The 18,292-nt window shown below is 62.0% G+C and carries 15 protein-coding genes and 1 pseudogene; 10 read left to right on the top strand and 6 right to left on the bottom strand.

What is annotated here, in order from left to right; all coding sequences use genetic code 11:
- Positions 1-5: 5 nt before the first annotated feature.
- Genes bcsR through bcsC form a run of 6 tightly spaced genes read left to right on the top strand, consistent with a single transcriptional unit; the run spans position 6 to position 10,529 of the window.
- Positions 6-227 carry a cellulose biosynthesis protein BcsR gene (bcsR, locus tag H8S56_RS18075; RefSeq protein WP_214654143.1) on the top strand — a complete coding sequence of 74 codons (222 nt, stop codon included), beginning with the start codon at positions 6-8 and terminating at the stop codon, positions 225-227.
- Positions 224-946, top strand: coding sequence for a cellulose biosynthesis protein BcsQ (bcsQ, locus tag H8S56_RS18070; protein WP_187519383.1), 723 nt, complete (start codon positions 224-226; stop codon positions 944-946). The genes bcsR and bcsQ overlap by 4 nt, the downstream gene beginning before the upstream one ends.
- Entirely contained in the window at positions 943-3,516 is a 2,574-nt protein-coding gene (bcsA, locus tag H8S56_RS18065) for a UDP-forming cellulose synthase catalytic subunit (protein ID WP_187519382.1), read from the top strand. Before bcsQ ends, bcsA begins: the two co-directional genes overlap by 4 nt.
- Positions 3,517-3,530: 14 nt before the next feature.
- The gene (gene bcsB / locus H8S56_RS18060; protein ID WP_187519381.1) at positions 3,531-5,858 is read left to right on the top strand and encodes a cellulose biosynthesis cyclic di-GMP-binding regulatory protein BcsB; all 2,328 of its coding nucleotides are present in this window, start codon (positions 3,531-3,533) and stop codon (positions 5,856-5,858) included.
- On the top strand, positions 5,848-6,969 hold the full coding sequence (gene bcsZ / locus H8S56_RS18055) for a cellulose synthase complex periplasmic endoglucanase BcsZ (RefSeq protein ID WP_187519380.1): 1,122 nt from the start codon (positions 5,848-5,850) through the stop codon (positions 6,967-6,969). Before bcsB ends, bcsZ begins: the two co-directional genes overlap by 11 nt.
- On the top strand, positions 6,969-10,529 hold the full coding sequence (gene bcsC, locus H8S56_RS18050) for a cellulose synthase complex outer membrane protein BcsC (RefSeq protein WP_187519401.1): 3,561 nt from the start codon (positions 6,969-6,971) through the stop codon (positions 10,527-10,529). Before bcsZ ends, bcsC begins: the two co-directional genes overlap by 1 nt.
- Before the next feature lie 90 nt (positions 10,530-10,619).
- On the opposite strand, the gene H8S56_RS18045 is transcribed toward bcsC, so the two are convergent.
- The gene (locus H8S56_RS18045) at positions 10,620-11,081 is read right to left on the bottom strand and encodes an RES family NAD+ phosphorylase (RefSeq protein WP_187519379.1); all 462 of its coding nucleotides are present in this window, start codon (positions 11,079-11,081) and stop codon (positions 10,620-10,622) included.
- A complete protein-coding gene (gene parS / locus H8S56_RS18040; RefSeq protein ID WP_024686784.1) occupies positions 11,078-11,527 on the bottom strand; it encodes a type II RES/Xre toxin-antitoxin system antitoxin in 450 nt (149 codons plus the stop codon). The genes H8S56_RS18045 and parS overlap by 4 nt, the downstream gene beginning before the upstream one ends.
- Positions 11,528-11,873: 346 nt before the next feature.
- On the opposite strand from parS, the gene H8S56_RS18035 reads away from it, so the two are divergent.
- The 3 genes from H8S56_RS18035 to H8S56_RS18025 all read left to right on the top strand — a co-directional run bounded on the left by H8S56_RS18035 (position 11,874) and on the right by H8S56_RS18025 (position 15,672).
- A complete protein-coding gene (locus H8S56_RS18035) occupies positions 11,874-12,881 on the top strand; it encodes a response regulator (protein ID WP_187519378.1) in 1,008 nt (335 codons plus the stop codon).
- Between the two features lie 4 nt (positions 12,882-12,885).
- The gene (locus H8S56_RS18030; RefSeq protein WP_024686782.1) at positions 12,886-13,365 is read left to right on the top strand and encodes a PAS domain-containing protein; all 480 of its coding nucleotides are present in this window, start codon (positions 12,886-12,888) and stop codon (positions 13,363-13,365) included.
- A gap of 1,050 nt (positions 13,366-14,415) precedes the next feature.
- Positions 14,416-15,672: a 3-phosphoshikimate 1-carboxyvinyltransferase gene (locus tag H8S56_RS18025; protein ID WP_187519377.1), complete on the top strand. Its 1,257-nt coding sequence runs from the start codon at positions 14,416-14,418 to the stop codon at positions 15,670-15,672.
- A gap of 22 nt (positions 15,673-15,694) precedes the next feature.
- On the opposite strand, the gene H8S56_RS18020 is transcribed toward H8S56_RS18025, so the two are convergent.
- The 4 genes and pseudogenes from H8S56_RS18020 to vapB all read right to left on the bottom strand — a co-directional run bounded on the left by H8S56_RS18020 (position 15,695) and on the right by vapB (position 17,555).
- Positions 15,695-16,351: a ChrR family anti-sigma-E factor gene (locus H8S56_RS18020; protein WP_024686780.1), complete on the bottom strand. Its 657-nt coding sequence runs from the start codon at positions 16,349-16,351 to the stop codon at positions 15,695-15,697.
- Positions 16,351-16,863, bottom strand: coding sequence for a sigma-70 family RNA polymerase sigma factor (locus H8S56_RS18015; RefSeq protein ID WP_024686779.1), 513 nt, complete (start codon positions 16,861-16,863; stop codon positions 16,351-16,353). The genes H8S56_RS18020 and H8S56_RS18015 overlap by 1 nt, the downstream gene beginning before the upstream one ends.
- A 276-nt stretch (positions 16,864-17,139) precedes the next feature.
- Positions 17,140-17,325, bottom strand: a pseudogene (locus H8S56_RS18010) (PIN domain-containing protein); the annotation flags it as partial.
- 8 nt (positions 17,326-17,333) lie between these two features.
- On the bottom strand, positions 17,334-17,555 hold the full coding sequence (gene vapB / locus H8S56_RS18005; RefSeq protein WP_187519376.1) for a type II toxin-antitoxin system VapB family antitoxin: 222 nt from the start codon (positions 17,553-17,555) through the stop codon (positions 17,334-17,336).
- A 159-nt stretch (positions 17,556-17,714) separates the two neighbouring features.
- Between vapB and H8S56_RS18000 the strand changes: the two genes are divergently transcribed.
- Positions 17,715-18,290 carry a hypothetical protein gene (locus H8S56_RS18000; RefSeq protein WP_187519375.1) on the top strand — a complete coding sequence of 192 codons (576 nt, stop codon included), beginning with the start codon at positions 17,715-17,717 and terminating at the stop codon, positions 18,288-18,290.
- The last annotated feature ends 2 nt before the right edge of the window (positions 18,291-18,292 follow it).

Raw genomic sequence — 18,292 nt, 5'->3', positions numbered from 1 at the left:
AGCGTATGTCGCTCAGCAAGCAGGCCGATGACATTGCGCGTCTGAAGATCGAGCTCAACCTGCCGGACCTCGACTACGTCGATATTTCCGCGCAGATGGAAATCAGTCATGCGCTTAAGCGCTGGCCGTTTCTGACGGAATTCGGCTTCGCCACCGAGTCGCGCGATACTCAGTCACTGCCTGTGACCGAGGCAGTCAGGCAGGGCGCGTTCGGGACCGCTACATGACCTCGCTGAGCCTGATGGGGGTACGCGGTGGACTGGGTGCCAGCACGCTGCTGGCGGCTATCGGCTATGCGCTGGAAAGTCTGGGTGAGCGTGTGCTGCTGGTCGATATGTGCCCGGAAAACATGTTGCGCCTGCACGTGGGGCTGGACGCAGCGCAGGAAAGTGGCTGGGCCCGTGCGATGCGCGATGGCCAGGACTGGTTTCGCCAGGCCTGGAGCCTGACACCCCATCTGCATCTGTTGCCTTATGGCGCGCTGAGTGCGCGCGAGTCTGCCGACCTTGAGCTGCAACTGCTTGACGAGCCCTTGTTGTGGGCCCGTCGCCAGGACAGCCTGGCGGCCCATTACGACTGGATATTGTTCGATTTGCCACAGCGTTTGCCGGGGCACGCCAATCCCGGCCCGTGCCTGTTCCCCATTCAACTGATCGAGGCCGATGCGGCCTGTCATATTCTGCTGCAGCAACAGCTCAGCGACACCCTGTTGCTGGTCAACCGTTTCGACCCCGCCAGTCAGTTGCAGCGTGACTTGCTGTTGCTGTGGCGCAACCACTGCGCCGACCGCTTGCTGCCGTTGACCATTCATGTCGATGAAGCCGTGCGTGAGGCCCTGGCCTTCAAGCAGCCGTTAGGGCAATACGCGCCGGGCAGTCTGGCGGCTCAGGACGTGCTGAGCCTTGCGACCTGGTGCCTGACCCGGCGGCGTGGGGACGTGTCGTGATCACGCGTTGCTTTCCCTACACGTACCTGCGAAGCGAGCATGACTGCTATCCGCCGACGGCCTTGTGGCTGGCGTTCTGCACGGCACTGGCCTGGCTGGTGCTGCGTCTGGAGTCACCGCTCTGGCAACAGGTGATCGAACAGCGCCAGCGCTGGTATCCGCACATGGCAGGCAAGCGTCCTGGCGCCGGGGATCCGTTGCGTATCGTTCTGCAGAGCCTGTGGCTGCTGCTGTTTCGCCCCTGGCCGCAGCGCCGCCGACGTACGCCACCCACGTGGATACGCATGACCGTGCACGCCAACCGAAAACTCTGGCAGCGTGTGGCGCTGTTTCTCAATGACCTGCCCGAGCAGGTCAGTCAGAGTCAGGTGCTCGAAAGCAGCGCACGCTGGTGGCAGGGGCTGGGGTCGAAGATGCGGCACGCGGTCAATCTGTTCTGCGCAGTGATCAGTCTGCTGTTGGTGGTGATGTGCATCACCGAACCGTTCGGCTATGTGTCGCAGCTGCTGTTCGTGATCCTGCTGTGGGGCGTGGCCATGCTGATTCGGCGGTTGCCAGGGCGGTTTGCGACCCTGCTGCTGATCATGCTGTCGGTCATCATTTCCTGCCGCTACCTATGGTGGCGGTACACCGCGACGCTGAACTGGGACAGTCCGCTGGACCTGGTGTGTGGCCTATTGTTGCTGATCGCCGAAACCTATTCCTGGCTGGTGCTGCTGCTCGGTTACGTTCAGACCTGCTGGCCCTTGCATCGCCCGCCGGCACAGTTGCCCCGTGACACCCGGCTATGGCCGACAGTGGATTTGCTGATCCCGACGTACAACGAAAGCCTGTCGGTTGTGCGCGGTACGGTCTACGCCGCGCTGGGTATCGACTGGCCGCACGACAAGTTGCGCATTTCGATTCTCGATGACGGCAAGCGCGAGGAATTTCGTCTGTTTGCCGAACAGGCAGGCGTGAACTACATCACCCGTTCGGACAATCGCCACGCCAAGGCCGGCAACCTCAACCACGCGCTGACCCGGCTCGATGGTGAACTGGTCGCGATCTTCGACTGCGATCACGTGCCGGTGCGCTCCTTCCTGCAGATGACGGTCGGCTGGTTTTTACGTGACCCGAAACTGGCCCTGGTACAGACGCCGCACCACTTTCTGTCGCCGGATCCGTTCGAGCGCAACCTGGGGACCTTCCGTCGTCGTCCCAATGAAGGCGAGCTGTTCTACGGCCTGGTTCAGGACGGCAACGACATGTGGAACGCTGCGTTCTTCTGCGGCTCGTGCGCCGTGTTGCGCCGCGTCGCTGTCGACGAGATTGGCGGCTTTGCCGTGGAAACCGTCACCGAAGATGCCCATACCGCGTTGCGCCTGCATCGCAAAGGCTGGAACTCGGCTTACGTGCGCATTCCACAGGCTGCCGGGCTTGCGACCGAAAACCTGTCGGCGCACATCGGCCAGCGCATTCGCTGGGCACGCGGTATGGCGCAGATCTTCCGTACCGACAATCCGCTGTTGGGCAAGGGGCTGACCTTCTTTCAGCGCATCTGTTATGCCAACGCCATGCTGCACTTTCTGGCGGGCCTGCCACGGCTGGTGTTTCTGACCGCGCCCCTGGCGTTCCTGTTGATGCATGCCTACATCATCTATGCCCCGGCCCTGATGATCGTGCTCTACGTGATCCCGCACATGGTCCACGCCAGCCTGACCAACTCGCGCATGCAGGGCGAGCACCGCCTCACGTTCTGGGGCGAGGTGTATGAAACCGTCCTCGCCTGGTACATCGCACGCCCGACCACGGTTGCGCTGTTCAACCCGAAAAAAGGCAAATTCAACGTCACCGCCAAGGGCGGCCTGATGACCGAGAACCAGTTCGACTGGGCCATCGCCCGACCTTATCTGGTGCTGGCGGTGCTTAACGTGCTGGGCCTTGGGTTTGCAATCTGGCGGCTGTGCTACGGGCCTGCCAACGAAATCGGCACGGTGATCGTCAGCAGTCTGTGGGTGATCTACAACCTGTTGATTGTCGGCGCGGCGGTGGCCATCGCTGCCGAAGTGAAGCAAGTCCGCGAAACCCACCGCGTCCAGTCGCGTCTGCCTGCCGCGTTGCGGCTGGCCAACGGGCGTTTCTATCCCGGCACTCTGGTGGACTATTCCGACGGCGGTGCGGCCATCGAGTTGCACATGCCATTGACCGTGCAGATCGGTGACCAGGTGTCGTTGTTGATGCAGCGGGGCGAGCGCGAGTTTTTGTTTCCCGGCATCGTCAGCCGCAACCACAAGCACTTCATTGGCGTGGCGCTCAACGCGCTGTCCGTGGAGCAGAAAATCGATTACGTGCAGTGCACGTTCGCCCGGGCCGACGCCTGGCTGAACTGGAACGAGGACTTCGAGCCTGACCGTCCGCTGCGCAGCTTTATCGATGTGCTCAAGCTGGGTGCCTCGGGCTACCAGCGGCTTTATCAGTATATGCCGGGCTGGAGCCGAACCTTCGCTCGCCCGCTGTTGCGCCTCGTGGCCTGGCTGTTCAGCTATGTCCCAAGGTTTGCCCGACCGCCTTCTTCCCCCTTTTCCTGATCGGATTGCCTCTCATGAATCGCAGTTTCAGTTCCTTGTTGGCCAGCGTGCTGGTGGTGGCCGTGGGGCATGCCCAGGCCCAGCCACCATCACAGCCATCGAAAAGTCAGTTGGCGGCGGCCCCGGCACCTGTGGTCATACAGCCGGTGCCGGTGCCGGTACCCACCTGGGACGTCACGCGTGATTTCGAGCAACTGGGGCGCAGCGCTGACAGCCTGTTGCGGGGCACTCAGAACACTGACCAGTTTGAGTTCACCATGCGCCGGGACCGCATCGCCACTGATGCGCGCTTGCAGCTGGAGTACACCCCTTCGCCAGCCCTGATTCCGACCCTGTCGCATTTGCGGGTCTACCTCAATGATGTGCTGATGAGTGTGGTGCCGATCGAGAAGGAGCAACTGGGCAAGAAAACCACGCGTCTGCTGCAGCTGGATCCACGCCTGATCAGTGACTTCAATCGGGTGCGCCTGGAGTTCGTCGGGCACTACACGGACATCTGCGAAGAACCGTTCAACAGCGCGCTGTGGGTGAACATCAGCCGCACCAGCCACGTCTCGGTCAGAGAGCAGGCGTTGGCGATCAAGAATGACCTGGCGTATTTCCCGGTGCCGTTCTTTGATGCCCGGGGCTACGACACACCGGTGCTGAACATGGTCCTGGCGACATCACCGACCCTGGGCGAGCAGCGTGCGGCCGGGATCCTGGCCTCCTATTTCGGCAGCCAGGCCGGATGGCGCGGCGCGCGCTTTCCGGTGGTGTTCGACCGCTTGCCAGCGGCGACGCCGGGTAACCCGACCGCTACCTCGATCGTGTTCGCCACCAACGACCATCGTCCTGCGTTTCTGGCCGACCTTGAGCGTTTTCCCGCGGTCGATGCGCCCGTGGTGCAGATGATCGACAACCCTGCCGACCGTTACAGCAAGGTGCTGCTGGTGCTGGGCCGTAATGAGGACGACCTGGCCACTGCCGCTCAGGCACTGGCCCTGGGCGGTGATCTGTTTCGTGGTGATCGGGTGGTCATCGACACGCTCAAGCAGATCCAGCCACGCAAGCCCTACGATGCCCCGAACTGGATGCGCACCGACCGTGCGGTGCGCTTCTCCGAGCTGATCCAGTACCCCGAGCAATTGCGCGTCAGCGGGCTGCAGCCGTTGCCGATTCTGCTGAACATCAACCTGCCGCCGGACCTGTTCGTCTGGCGTAACCAGGGCATCCCGCTGCAGACCAAATACCGCTACACCCCGCCTGCGACCAACGACGGCTCACGGCTCAACATCAGCCTCAACAACCAGTTCATTACCAGCCTGCCGTTGCTGGCCAACAGCAATGACCAGTTTGAAGAGCTGCGTCTGGCGCTGCTGTCTAGCGAGACGGCGAATATCAACGAGAAGCTCTCGGTTCCGGCCCTGAAGATCGGTGATCGCAACGTGCTGCGCTTCAATTTCAGTTTCGCGACGGCGGCCAGCAGTTCGCAGCGCGACCGCTGCCAGACCACGCTGCCGGTGGACACCCAGGCGGTAATCGACGATCAGTCGAGCATCGACATGTCGGGCTATCACCATTACATCGCCATGCCGGACCTGGCGGCCTTTGCCCGCAGTGGCTTTCCGTTCAGCCGCATGGCTGACCTGTCGGAAACCGTCGTGGTGCTGCCGGCGCAGCCCAGCGCCGTGCAGTTGAGTACGTATCTGGAGGCCGTGGCCGGCATTTCGGCACGCTCCGGCCTGCCGGCGTTGAACCTGACGCTCACCCAGCAGTGGGACGACATCGCCAGGCGCGACGCCGACCTGCTGGTGCTGGGCGAGTATGCCGCCGACATGCATGAAAATCCGGACGTGAAACTGTGGCTCAGCCGCTCTCAGGACTGGCTGCTCAAGGCTGGCAACCCACGGCCGGGGCGCGAGCCGATGTACAGCGCCGCATCCAGCGGCCGCGATGAGCCCCATCAGGCGAGCAGCCGCGTGGCGGTGTCCGCACGCGGCCCGATAGCGGCCATCGTAGGCATGCAGTCGCCGTTCCATGCGCAGCGCAGCGTGGTGGCGTTGCTGGCCAATGACGACGCCGACTACCAACTGCTGCGCGACAGCCTCAATGACAGCGGCAAGATGGACGCCATGGCCGGGTCTGTGGTGCTGATCCGCGAAAGTGGCGTGAACGGCCAACTGGTGGGTGATCGTTACTACGTGGGCAACCTGCCGTGGTGGGTGTTGCTTTGGTACAAGCTGTCGGAGCGCCCGTTGGTTCTGGCCCTGCTGGCCGTGACAGGCGTATTGCTCAGTGCCTTCCTGACCTGGCGCGTATTGCAGTGGCTGGCGCGTCGGCGTCTGTCCTATGAAGCGTAATCGGCTCAATGCTGCCGGCCCCTGGCTGGCGGCTGCGCTTCTGCAAAGCCTGCCTGTGCTGTCGGCAGCGGCGGACATGTGCCACTGGCCCGCCTGGGAGCGCTACCTTCAGCATCTGGTCAGCCAGGACGGACGGGTGATCGATGGCTCATCCGGGCAGCAGGTCACGACCTCGGAAGGGCAGAGCTATGCACTGTTTTTCGCGCTGGTGGCCAACGACCCGCAGAGCTTCGAACGACTGCTGAACTGGACCCGCAACAACCTGGCCAACGGCGATCTGGAACGCCAGTTACCCGCCTGGCAGTGGGGCCGCGATCAGAGCGGCCGCTGGCAGGTGCTGGACAGCAATAACGCCAGCGATGCCGATCTGTGGATCGCCTACAGCCTGCTGGAAGCCGGACGCCTGTGGAAGCGCCCCGACTACGAAACCCTCGGCCAGCACCTGCTGTGGCGCAGCGCTGCGCAGACGTTGCGCAAGCTGCCGGGCCTCGGGTTGATGCTGATGCCGGGCGACAAGGGCTTCGAATCACCTGAAGGCTGGCGTCTGAACCCCAGCTACCTGCCGCCACAATTGCTGACCCGGTTCGCGGCCCTTGCGCCGATCTGGGCCGAAGTGGCGCGCAATAATCAGCGTCTGCTGCTGGAAGCGACGCCTCAGGGATTGGCGCCTGACTGGCTGATGTGGCGCACCGATCAACGCTGGGCGCCAGACCCGGCAGGACCAAAAGGCAGTTACGACGCGATTCGCGTCTACCTCTGGCTGGGCATGCTGGATGAGGCGACGCCAGGTCGCGGCGAACTGATGGCGCATTTCAAACCCATGCGCCAGGCGATTGCGCAATTGGGGGGTGTGCCCGAGCAAGTCGATACGCTCAGTGGTGCGACACACGGCATCGGCCCGGTGGGTTTCTCGGCGGCGTTGCTGCCGCTGCTCGCCGATGATCCCGCGCTGCGGGACGTGCAGCGGGCACGCCTGAAACAGACTCCGCCATTGGCCGACGCGTATTACAACCAGTCGCTGCTGCTGTTTGGTCAGGGCTGGGACGAACAACGTTATCGCTTTGACCGCAAGGGGCTGCTGCAGCCCGGATGGGTGGCCGCATGCCAGTGATGAACAAGCTCAAATGGCCGGGCGCGTTGCTGTTGGGCTGCCTCTGCACGCCGGTCGCGGCCAGTGCCGCGCCACCGGCGGCGCAGGATCAGCAGCAGTGGTTGCTGCAGCAGATGCGTGTGGGCGAGGCGTTGTACCGCGAAGACCTGGTTCGCGATTCGCTGGCGCGTCTGGAGTTGATCGCGCCGGATCATCCTCAGGTGCTGGTGGGCGAGATTCGTCAGGTATTGGCCGAGCCGCAGGACAACCATCGGCAGGTGCGCCTCGACCGATTGTTGGCTCGTCTGCAGGCTGTCGCGCCGGGATCTGTGGCGCTGCGTCAGGCTCAGGCTCTGGTCCGGCTCAAGAGCCCTGACGGCGTACGTCAGTTGCAACAGGCACGCTTGCTGGCCGCGGCCGGGCGTTTCGAAGAAGCCACGGCTGCGTTCGAGCAACTGTTCGGCCAGGAGCCTGCCGACCTGGCCTCGGCGCTGGAGTACCTGTCGGCTCGCAGTCGGGTTCCCGGCCAGCGCAAGGCGGTGATTGAGCAGTTAAGGCTGCTCGATCAGGCCTACCCGGGCAACGCCACACTTGGGCAACTGCGGGTAGGCCTGTATTTCGCCGAAAATCGCAATGACGAAGCGCTGGCCATACTGCACCAGCTGGCGGCCGATCCACAGGCCAGCACCAACGCTGCCGAGCGGGAATACAACTACCTGGTGAAGCTGCCGGTCGGGCCCGAATCGGTCCGGGCCTGGCAGACGTTCGTGCAGGTTTACCCCTATTCGCCGTATGCCGCCGAGGCGTCTGCGCTGCTCGCCAAACAGCGCCGGTTGCTTGCCGACCCGGCCTGGCAGGCGGGCGTCAGGGCGCGTTCGATGCTCGATCAGAACCGTGACAGTGCCGGTGCCGAAGCGTTGTTGCGGCGAGCCTTGAAAGGCTACCCGCAGGAGCCTGCCTTATACGGCGCGCTGGGAACGGCGCTGATGCGTCAGGACAAATACCCGGCTGCTTTCGACGCGTTCACCCAGGCTCTGGCCAAGGAACAGGACACCGACTACATCAGCAAATGGCAGGACCTGCAGGCGGCCACGCGCAACTGGATGATCCTGCAAAAAGCCGATCAGGCCCTCTTGCGTCAGGACTACACGGCCGCACGCCAGGGTTATCAGCAAGCCAGCACGCTGCGCCCGGACAGCGCCGCTGCCTTGATAGGTCTGGCCAATGTGGCCCAGGCCGAGCACGACGATATTCAGGCCGAAGCCCTGTTGCTTAAGGCCCGCAAGGTCGAGCCTGCCAACGGTAGCGTCGTTCGCGCCCTTGTGCGGCTGTATCAACGTCAGTCCAATGACCGCGCCGAAGCCTTTCTCGACAGCCTGCCGATGAGCAATCAGGCTGAGTTCGCTGGCCTGCGCCGCAGTATCGAGCTTGAGCGCCTTAACCTGCAGGCCGATGCGGCTGAGCAGCGCGCCGACTGGTCACAATTGGTCGTGCTGCTGCACAAAATTCGTGCGCTGGATGCCGATAATCCCTGGCTCACCTACCGCCTGGCCAATGCTGAGGTGATGCTCGGCCGGCCTCGCGAAGCGGACAATGCGTTCGTCGTGTTGTTGGCCAGACAAGGCCGCGACCCTCAGGCGCGCTATGCCCATGGGCTGTTTCTGGCCAGCGCCGGACGTGATGCCGAGGTGCTGAAGACGCTGGGTCAGATTCCTGCTGCCGGCTGGACCGACAACATGCGCGAGCTGGCGGGGCGGATCAAACGTCGTCAATTGCTTGCTGAAGCCGACAGGTTGAGGGCACGCGGGGAGGAGCCGGCAGCCATCGCGCTGTTGATGCGGGCCCCGACCCTTGATGACCTGGGCACGGTCGCTGACTGGGCCGCACAGCGCGGCGATCAGCGCCAGGCTGAAAGCGGCTACCGCGCAGTGCTCAAGCGCGAGCCGGGTAATACTGAAGCGCAGATCGGGCTGATTGAAGCGCTGGTCGCCACGGGACGAGGGCCTCAGGCGCGTCAGGCCTTGCAGCGTTTTGCGCCGGAACAGCCTCTGGTGCCCGCACAGCAGCGTCGTCTGGCCAATGCCTGGGCGGCGACCGGGGATACCGACAAGGCCAATGCCCTGTTCACGCAATTGCTGAAAACCCCGCAGCGCGATCCCTTGATTTACCGTGACGCTGCCCGCCTGATTGCCAGGGATCACCCGCAGCAGGCGCTGGATCATTACGCCAGCAGCATGGCGGCAGCCGGTTTGACAGCACCTCGTGCCACGGGAGCCGATTCCGGCGTTCGCGATGACGGCGCGATGACCCAGGCCAGCCGCCCCACCGACACCGACGACTGGCTGCCACGCAGCATTCGCAGTGATGTGGATCAGCTGTATCAGGCGCAAAACCCGACGCTCAATCTCTACCGCGACTTCGCCTGGCGCACGGACAACACCTCGCCCGGCATTTCCGATCTCACCACCCAGACCACGATCTTGCGTCTTGATACCCCCGTGGCGCAGGGGCAGGGCTTTGTGCAGGCCGAGCAGGTAGACCTGCAGGTCAGTGATTTCGACACCGATGCCGATGGCCTGCACCGAGAGCGCTTCGGCACCTGCGCCGTGCAGTTGCGCGACCGGGCCACTGGCGCAGCCCTCGCCAATGGCTGTCGCAGCCGTTCCCAAAGCATCAGCGGGCCCAGCCTTGCAGCAGGCTGGAAGAACGAGCAGTGGAACGTCGATCTGGGCCATACCCCGGAAGGTTTCGAGGTGGGTAACTGGCTGGGCGGCATCGGTTACAGCAGTGACTGGAAATCCATCGGCTGGACGCTGACAGCCTCGCGCAGGCCCATGAGCAATTCGGTGGTGTCTTACGCCGGTGCCGTTGATCCGGTCACCGGCATACGCTGGGGCGGGGTGACCAGCAATGGCCTGACCCTGAGCCTGAGCCACGATGAAGGCGGTGTCGATGGCGTCTGGGCCAGCCTTGGCCAGCATTGGCTGGTGGGCCGTAATGTGGTCGACAACCAGCGGCGCAGCGCCATGGGCGGTTATTACTACCGCCTGGTCGAACGCGCCGATGAGCGCATGCGCACAGGCCTGACGCTGATGTACTGGAGTTACGACAAGGACCTGAGCGAATACACCCTGGGTCAGGGCGGGTATTACAGCCCCCAGCAGTATTACTCGATCAGCGTGCCGTTCAGTTACGCCTGGAGGACGGCGGACTGGTCCGTGCAACTGGAAAGCTCATTGGGCTGGTCGTTCTCCAAAAGCGACAGCAGCGACCTCTACCCGCTGGACGGTCCGGCCGGAAAATACTTCGCCAGCGCAGCGGCCGCCGGGCAGGACATCGATGACACCACCACCCTGACCACCGCGGCCAGCAGCAGTACCGGCGTCAGCGTCGGGCTTCGCGGCTTGCTGGAGCGGCGTTTGTCGGACCACTGGGTGGTCGGCTCCGGTGTGACCTGGCAGCACAGCGAAGGCTATGCACCCAGCCGCGCCTTGCTGTACCTGCGTTACACCTTCGACCTGTGGCGCGGCAGCCTGCCCATGCCCATCGAGCCCGTCACGCCTTATGCGGACAGGCGCTGATGCGTTTGGCCAGATTTTTTGGCTATATAAAAAGCTAGCTATATAGCTATAGGGACAGCCTGCGGGTTGCGACCGCAGGCAGCGCAAGCTCTATAGCAGGCGCGCATCCACGACAAACTCCAGCTCCCGTGCCGTCGCGACGGCCGCTTTGAAGGCGGTGTGCCGCACGTTCAGCAGGTAGTTGGATTCGCGCGGGATGATCACGCTGGGCACGGCCAGTGCCAGGCTTTGGCCGGACAACAGCCAGGCATCGCCGAAGGAGGCGGTGGCCGGTGGGGCGGGTTCTTCGCGCCAATCGGGCGGCAAGGTGTCAGGGCGGGCGTTGAGGATGTGCTCTTCGGCGATCTGCAGTTCGAGCATGGCGTAATGCTGGACCACCGCCGCATTGCCCAGATGAACCAGCACTTCCAGCAACGCCAGTGATTCACTGCCGGCGCAGTACACACAGGCGTTGCCCTTGCTGTTCCAGCGCCCGCCGTAGAGTTTGGCGCCTTCGCCGTCGAAGGCCTGGGCCAGCCACTTGCGCTTGACCAGACGATAGACAGGGATCAAGCCACGACCCCGTGCTCAAGCCGACCGATCAGGTCCAGCACCGCCTGCGCTTCGGCGGACGTGGCGAGCATCTCCAGCGGACGACGATTGCCAAGGCCGTATACCGGGTTGGCCAGCCAGCGGCGCGTGGCTTCGGCGTCGTCCTCGAACAGGTCCAGAGTCGCCTTGTAGACCGCCGCCAGGCGAAACAGGCGATCGCTTTCTTCGGCATTGAACTGGCGCACCTTCAATCGGCGCTGCAGGGTCGCGGGGGCAATCCCCAGGTGCTCGGCCAGGGTCGAGCGGTTCAGGTCGGTGTACTGCGCAAGCCGCTCGAATATTTCATACGGCAAGCCGTTGCGCAGCGCCGAATACAGGCGGTCGCCACGGGGTGGAATCCCCAGCAACTGCCAGAAATCCTGCTTCTGTATCGTCGCCGGGTGGTAGTCGCGAATGGCGAGAGACATGGCACACCTCTACTATCGAATGATCATCTGTAAATCTATCAGTTGATAATATGCCTATTGCACGTGCAGCGGTAGCCACGGGAAAAAGAAATACCTGTGGCCGTTCACTGGCAGATGCCGGCAACGATTGATTTCAATACGTGACGGCCTATGAAACTCTTCTAGTATGAACAGACCAGTGGCACACCCGCCGATGGCGTCGGAAAGTGGCAGGAGTGATGTCGATATGATATGTGTTTGCCGTGACTGAAGTTGCCAGGACTTGACGCGTGGCTGTTGCAGCCCTGTTACCGTACCCATGCTATCTGCCTCTGGCAGCCTGATTTTTTGCAGTGAGAACTACACGATGTCCACTCTTGCGCTATTGATATGCGACGACTCCAACATGGCGCGCAAACAGTTGATGCGGGCGTTGCCCCCCGACTGGGATGTTTCGGTGACGATGGCCACACAGGGCCAGGAAGGCCTGGAAGCGATTCGTAGCGGTCTGGGCAAGGTCGTTCTGCTGGATTTGACCATGCCGGTCATGGATGGCTACCAGACACTGGCCGCCATTCGTGACGAGCAACTGGATACCCAGGTCATCGTGGTCTCCGGCGACGTGCAGGACGAAGCCGTCCGACGGGTCATGGAACTGGGCGCACTGGCGTTTCTGAAAAAGCCCGCCGACCCGGACGAACTCAAGAGCACGCTCGAGCGTCTGGGCCTGCTGGGCAAGCCTTCTGCCTTGCCTGTCGCGGTTGCTACACCCCAGGTGCCGGGGCAGGGGATCATCAGTTTCCAGGATGCGTTCCGCGAAACCGTTAACGTTGCCATGGGCCGCGCCGCCGCTTTGCTGGCCAAGGTGCTGGGGGTGTTCGTGCAACTGCCGGTGCCCAACGTGAATATGCTCGAAGTGGGCGAGCTGCACATGGCGCTGGCCGACGCACACAGTGACCAGCGTCTGACGGCGGTCTGTCAGGGCTATATCGGTGGCGGAATCGCTGGCGAAGCGCTGTTGATCTTTCATGACTCGGAAATTTCCGGCGTGTCGAAGCTCATGGGCGGCAACTCCCCCGACTCCTCCGACATGGAAATGCTCCTGGACCTGTCCACGATTCTGATCGGTGCCTGCCTGAGCGGCATTGCCGAGCAGATCGACATCGCCTTCTCTCAGGGCCATCCACAATTGCTGGGCGCCCAGGGCGGCATCGACGAGCTGATCCGCATCAACCGTGAGCGCTGGAAAAAGACCCTGGCGGTGGAAATCAGCTACAGCGTGGAAGGCCACAACATTCACTTTGATCTGCTGATGCTGTTCACCGAAGACTCGGTCGATCTGCTGACCAAAAAACTTGCCTACCTGATGAGCTGACCCCATGAGCAACGCTATCGAAATCAACGAGCTGCATTGGTTGCTGGCCGTCACGCAAAACATCGACGTGGGCATCGTGGTGCTCGACCTCAACTACCAGGTGTCGGTCTGGAACACCTTCATGGAGAACCGTTCAGGCGTTGTGCCTTACGTGGCCATCGGCAAGACCTTCTTCGAGCTGTTTCCCGATGTGAACCAGCCGTGGTTCAGCAAGAAGATCGACAACGTCGTGACCCTGGGCACGCCAGCCTTCACGATCTGGGAGCAGCGGCCTTATCTGGTGCGGTTCAAGAATTACCAGCCCATCACCGGGCAGGAAGAGTTCATGTACCAGAACACCACACTGTTCCCGCTGCGCTCGACCACAGGGAAAATCAGCCATGTGTGCCTGGTGATCTACGACGTCACGGACGTGGCGACCAACCGTCATCAATTGCAGGCGGCTAACACCCAATTGCAGAAGCTGTCTGGCGGGCAGGGCTGAGGCCTTGCCTGTTTGCTTCATCAAGTACCCAGTCAACGCACGATGTTTGTGGGAGCTTGCTCGCGAAGGGGCCCGTACATCCGACAAATAGTCAGCGACTGGAGCACCGTATTCGCGGACAAGTCCGCTCCCACCAGGATAAGTGCCTCGCCCAAACTATCGGGCGCAACTCAAACTCCGTGGGAGCGAGCTTGCTCGCGAAGGGGCCCGTACATCCGACAAATAGTCAGCGACTGGAGCACCGTATTCGCGGACAAGTCCGCTCCCACCAGGATAAGTGCCCTGCCCAAACTATCGGGCGCAACTCAAACTCCGTGGGAGCGAGCTTGCTCGCGAAAGGGCCCGTACATCCGACAAATAGTCAGCGACTGGGGCACCGTATTCGCGGACAAGTCCGCTCCCACCAGGATAAGTGCCCTGCCCAAACTATCGGGCGCAACTCAAACTCCGTGGGAGCGAGCTTGCTCGCGAAGGGGCCCGTACATCCGACAAATAGTCAGCGACTGGAGCACCGTATTCGCGGACAAGTCCGCTCCCACCAGGATAAGTGCCCTGCCCAAACTATCGGGCGCAACTCAAACTCCGTGGGAGCGAGCTTGCTCGCGAAAGGGCCCGTACATCCGACAAATAGTCAGCGACTGGGGCACCGTATTCGCGGACAAGTCCGCTCCCACCAGGATAAGTGCCCTGCCCAAACTATCGGGCGCAACTCAAACTCCGTGGGAGCGAGCTTGCTCGCGAAGGGGCCCGTACATCCGACAAATAGTCAGCGACTGGAGCACCATATTCGCGGACAAGTCCGCTCCCACCAGGATAAGTGCCCTGCCCAAACTATCGGGCGCAACTCAAACTTCGTGGGAGCGAGCTTGCTCGCGAAGGGGCCAGTACATCCAGTAGAGATGTTGCGTGCGCGGGCACGCTCCACGGATCCTCTTTTTGTTGCCGGGCAGCGCGTGGTCGAAGTCCTGTCAAAAGGTGTGCGTTGAGCAATGAATGCCGCCCCGCGCTCGTGCTAGGATCGCGATTTTTCCGCTGACGCTCAGGGACATCATGCGATCTCAAGCCACCCTCACTGTTTTGCCTGTCGAGCGCCCGCTGATCGGGCGCGTCAGCCCGCCCGGTTCCAAGTCGATCACCAACCGTGCCCTGCTGCTGGCGGGGCTCGCCAAAGGCACCAGCCGCCTGACCGGCGCGCTGAAAAGTGACGATACCCGCGTCATGTCCGAGGCCTTGCGCCTGATGGGCGTGCAGGTCGACGAACCGGATGACAGCACCTTCGTGGTCACCAGTTCCGGTCACTGGCAGGCCCCGCAGCAAGCCCTGTTTCTGGGCAATGCCGGCACCGCGACGCGTTTTCTGACCGCAGCACTGGCCAACTTCGAAGGCGACTTCGTGGTCGATGGCGACGCGTACATGCGCAAGCGCCCAATCGGCCCACTGGTCGACGCCTTGCAGCGCATGGGTGTTGAAGTCAGCGCGCCGACCGGCTGTCCGCCGGTGGCGATCAAAGGCAAGGGCGGCCTGGCGGCAGGGCGCATCGAGATTGATGGCAACCTGTCCAGCCAGTACGTCTCGGCGCTGCTGATGGCGGGCGCGTGTGGCAAGGGTCCGCTGGAAGTGGCCCTGACCGGCAGTGAAATCGGGGCGCGCGGTTATGTGGACCTGACCCTGGCGGCGATGCAGGCGTTTGGTGCCCAGGTTGAGGCTGTCGGTGATGCGGCCTGGAAAGTCTCGGCCACGGGCTATCGCGCGACGGATTTCCATATCGAACCGGATGCCTCTGCTGCGACCTACCTGTGGGCCGCTCAGGCGCTGACCCAGGGCAACATCGATCTGGGTGTGGCCACTGACGCGTTCACTCAGCCCGACGCACTGGCAAGCCACATCATCGACAGCTTCCCGAACATGCCGGCCATTATCGACGGCTCGCAGATGCAGGACGCCATCCCGACACTGGCCGTACTGGCGGCCTTCAACAACCAGCCAGTGCGCTTTGTCGGCATCGCCAACCTGCGCGTGAAAGAGTGCGACCGCGTCTCGGCACTGTCCCACGGCCTGTGCGCCATTGCGCCGGGGCTGGCGATCGAGGAGGGTGATGACCTGATCGTCAACGCCAACCCGGCACTGGCCGGCACGACGGTCGATGCACTGATCGACACCCACGCCGATCACCGCATTGCCATGTGCTTCGCGCTGGCAGGTCTGAAGATCGCCGGTATCCGCATTCTGGACCCGGACTGCGTCGGCAAGACGTACCCCGGGTACTGGGACGCGCTGGCCTCGCTGGGTGTCGACATCCAGCGCTGAAACGGGCCTTGCAGCCGTTCGCTCAGATCCCGATGAACGGCTGCATCATGCGCGCAATCAACCCATGGAAGCGCAGTGGCGATTCGGTCGCGAGCAGGCAGATGCATTCCTCGTAGGCGATGGGCTGATGCTGCATGTCGCTGTGCAGGTCGGCGATGTCGCCCGGCCTGAAATCCCCCAGTTCATCGTAGTACGACCCTTTTAGCACCAGGGTCATCTCGCTGCCTTGATGGCTGTGCATCGGCATGCTGACGCCGGGGGCGATTTTCAGCAGCATGAGGTTGCCCTGCGTAATGCCTTCGGCCTTTACACGCTGCACGCCCGGCGTCAGGGTCTTCCACTTCAACGCGCTCAGGTACTGACCGAAATGCGCCTGCATGCACGCGGGCAGCAGGTCGGGGTCCTGATTGGAGGCCAGCCGCGGATTGAGTGCCAGACCCTGTTGCGGTGCAGGCTCGCTCAACCGATCAAGCATCGCGGCCCGACCTCGCAACGGCACGACTGTGCTGCTGTGTTGCTGCATCAGCACGCCGCCGATCTGTTCGGCTTGCCGCAATTGCGTTCGGCAGACCGGGCAGCGTTCCAGATGCGCGGCGGTGACCAGTGAAATGCTTTGCGCCAGCGCGCCTGCAGCGTAGCTGACCAATGTGGCGTCGTCGGGGTGTCGTAAGTTGTTCATCAAGACTCCTCGATCCGGGAGCGCAGTTTCTGGAAGGCCAGGCGCAGGCATGACTTCACGGTGCCCAAGGGCATGCCGAGACGTTCGGAGATTTCGCGATGGCTGAGTGCCTCGAAGTAGGACATGCGTAATACCCGCGCCTGATCGGTTGGCAGGTTCTGGATAGCCGTGGCCAGTTGTTGTTCCTGACGCTGGCTGTAATCGAGCGTGCGGTCCTGCGGTGCTTCCAGCCGTTCAAGCTGTTCCAGCGAATTCTGCACCTGCACCCAGCCACGGTCCTTGCGCACGCTGTCGATGTACAGGTTGCGTGCAATCCGGAACAGCCAGGTGCCCAGGCTCGCTTTGCTCGGGTCGAACGTATCAGCCTTGTGCCACAGCCTGAGCAACACTTCCTGCACCAGTTCCTCGGCCTGACCTTCGGGCACATTCAGCCCCGTCAGGTAGCGCAACAGACGCGGGGCGAAGTGATCGTAAATGCGCATGAAGCTGTCGCGGTCCTGCTGGAGGGCCACGGCACTGACTTCATTGATCCAAAGTCGGTTTATCGGCGAATCGCTGGATGGGGTGGACAAGTGACAGAAGGTCCTGAGACTGGCAGTGATGCTCATGATCCACCTTCTGATCGCCGTTGTCTGGTGTTGGTTCGCTACGCCAGTGTTACGCAGGCGCAGCGGGAACGGATCACAAGGAAAAAAGGCGAATTGGACAGACGTTTATCGGCTCTGGCGAGACAGATAGCGTTATCGGCTGTAAAGGGCTGACTAAACGACCCAGTCGTTTACGCGCAAGCCTTCGACGACGGCCAGATTTCTTTCAGGGATTACTGACTTTTCCGCGCCGTAGATGAGTTCCATCAAGGTGATAGCACTTATACAAAGCTGGCCATGATGAAGATTGAACGCTTCACGTACGGACAGCGGTTTGTTCTTGATTGTGAAGATGCAGATATTCGTATCGCGCATGTACTTCAGCATCAGAACGATTAACGCAGCTGATCGGCGGGCTGCTCTCGCTCTGTCATGAAGTCGGCACTGACGCCGTCGCCATCGAACCAACTGTTCCAGGTTTCACCCGCCGGCGAAATGATGCGGGTTCTGCCCACCGCGACAATATCCACGCGTTTCACATCGTCTGGAAGCGCCAGTGCCTTAGGCAGTCGAACAATCTGGCTGCGATTACGTTTGAATACTGTTGATTGCTCCATGAGAAATCACTCCGTGGCTGGGCAAAGGACAATTCATAGTCAATTTTAGGTGTGATATATCAATGGTATATCCCGGCTCCTGTCATTTCTTACAGTAGAAACCGACAACACAGACTGATACATCGGTAGGTGAACATCATCACGTGCACGGAGCCGATCATGCGTCTTGTTGCCGAGCGGTGTTTGTCAGGTCTGGTTTGCCTGGGTTCTGCGCTGTTGATCTGCGGGCTCGCAGCCCTCCTCATCACACCTGAACGGGCCGTCGCTGAGGCCGAAAATCTTGTGACCTGTAAGGCCGGAATGCACACCATCGTGTGGTCACCGGGGCTTGCCAATGACAATCACCTGGTCACTGTCTCAGCCAGAAGTTATTGGGGGCCTTGCGTTTCACCTGACTCGGAGCTGGCCGTCAGTGCTTCATCGGAGCAACGGTTTCAGGCGACGTTCTCCTGCGAGGCGCTGCGCACCCTGGCCTCGCCCATTACGTGGGTGATCAGGTGGAATGACCGTGCCACCAGTACCTACACGTTCAATGCAAGCCTTGAGACTGAGGGAGATCAGCGCACGACCACCGTTGTCGGTACAGGAAGCATTGTGGAGGGCCGTTACAAGGGGGCCAAAGCGATGACTGTTTTCGTGCTGGGTGACATTGATTCGAAAGTGAGCAACGAGTGCGCCAGCGCTTCTGGACTGACCCGGTTGAGCGGTACCTCGATGCTGATCATCTCACCGTGAAC

The sequence above is a fragment of the Pseudomonas triticifolii genome (assembly GCF_014358015.1).
Classification (GTDB): Bacteria; Pseudomonadota; Gammaproteobacteria; order Pseudomonadales; family Pseudomonadaceae; genus Aquipseudomonas; species Aquipseudomonas triticifolii.
This window is presented reverse-complemented; position numbering and strand designations above follow the sequence as displayed.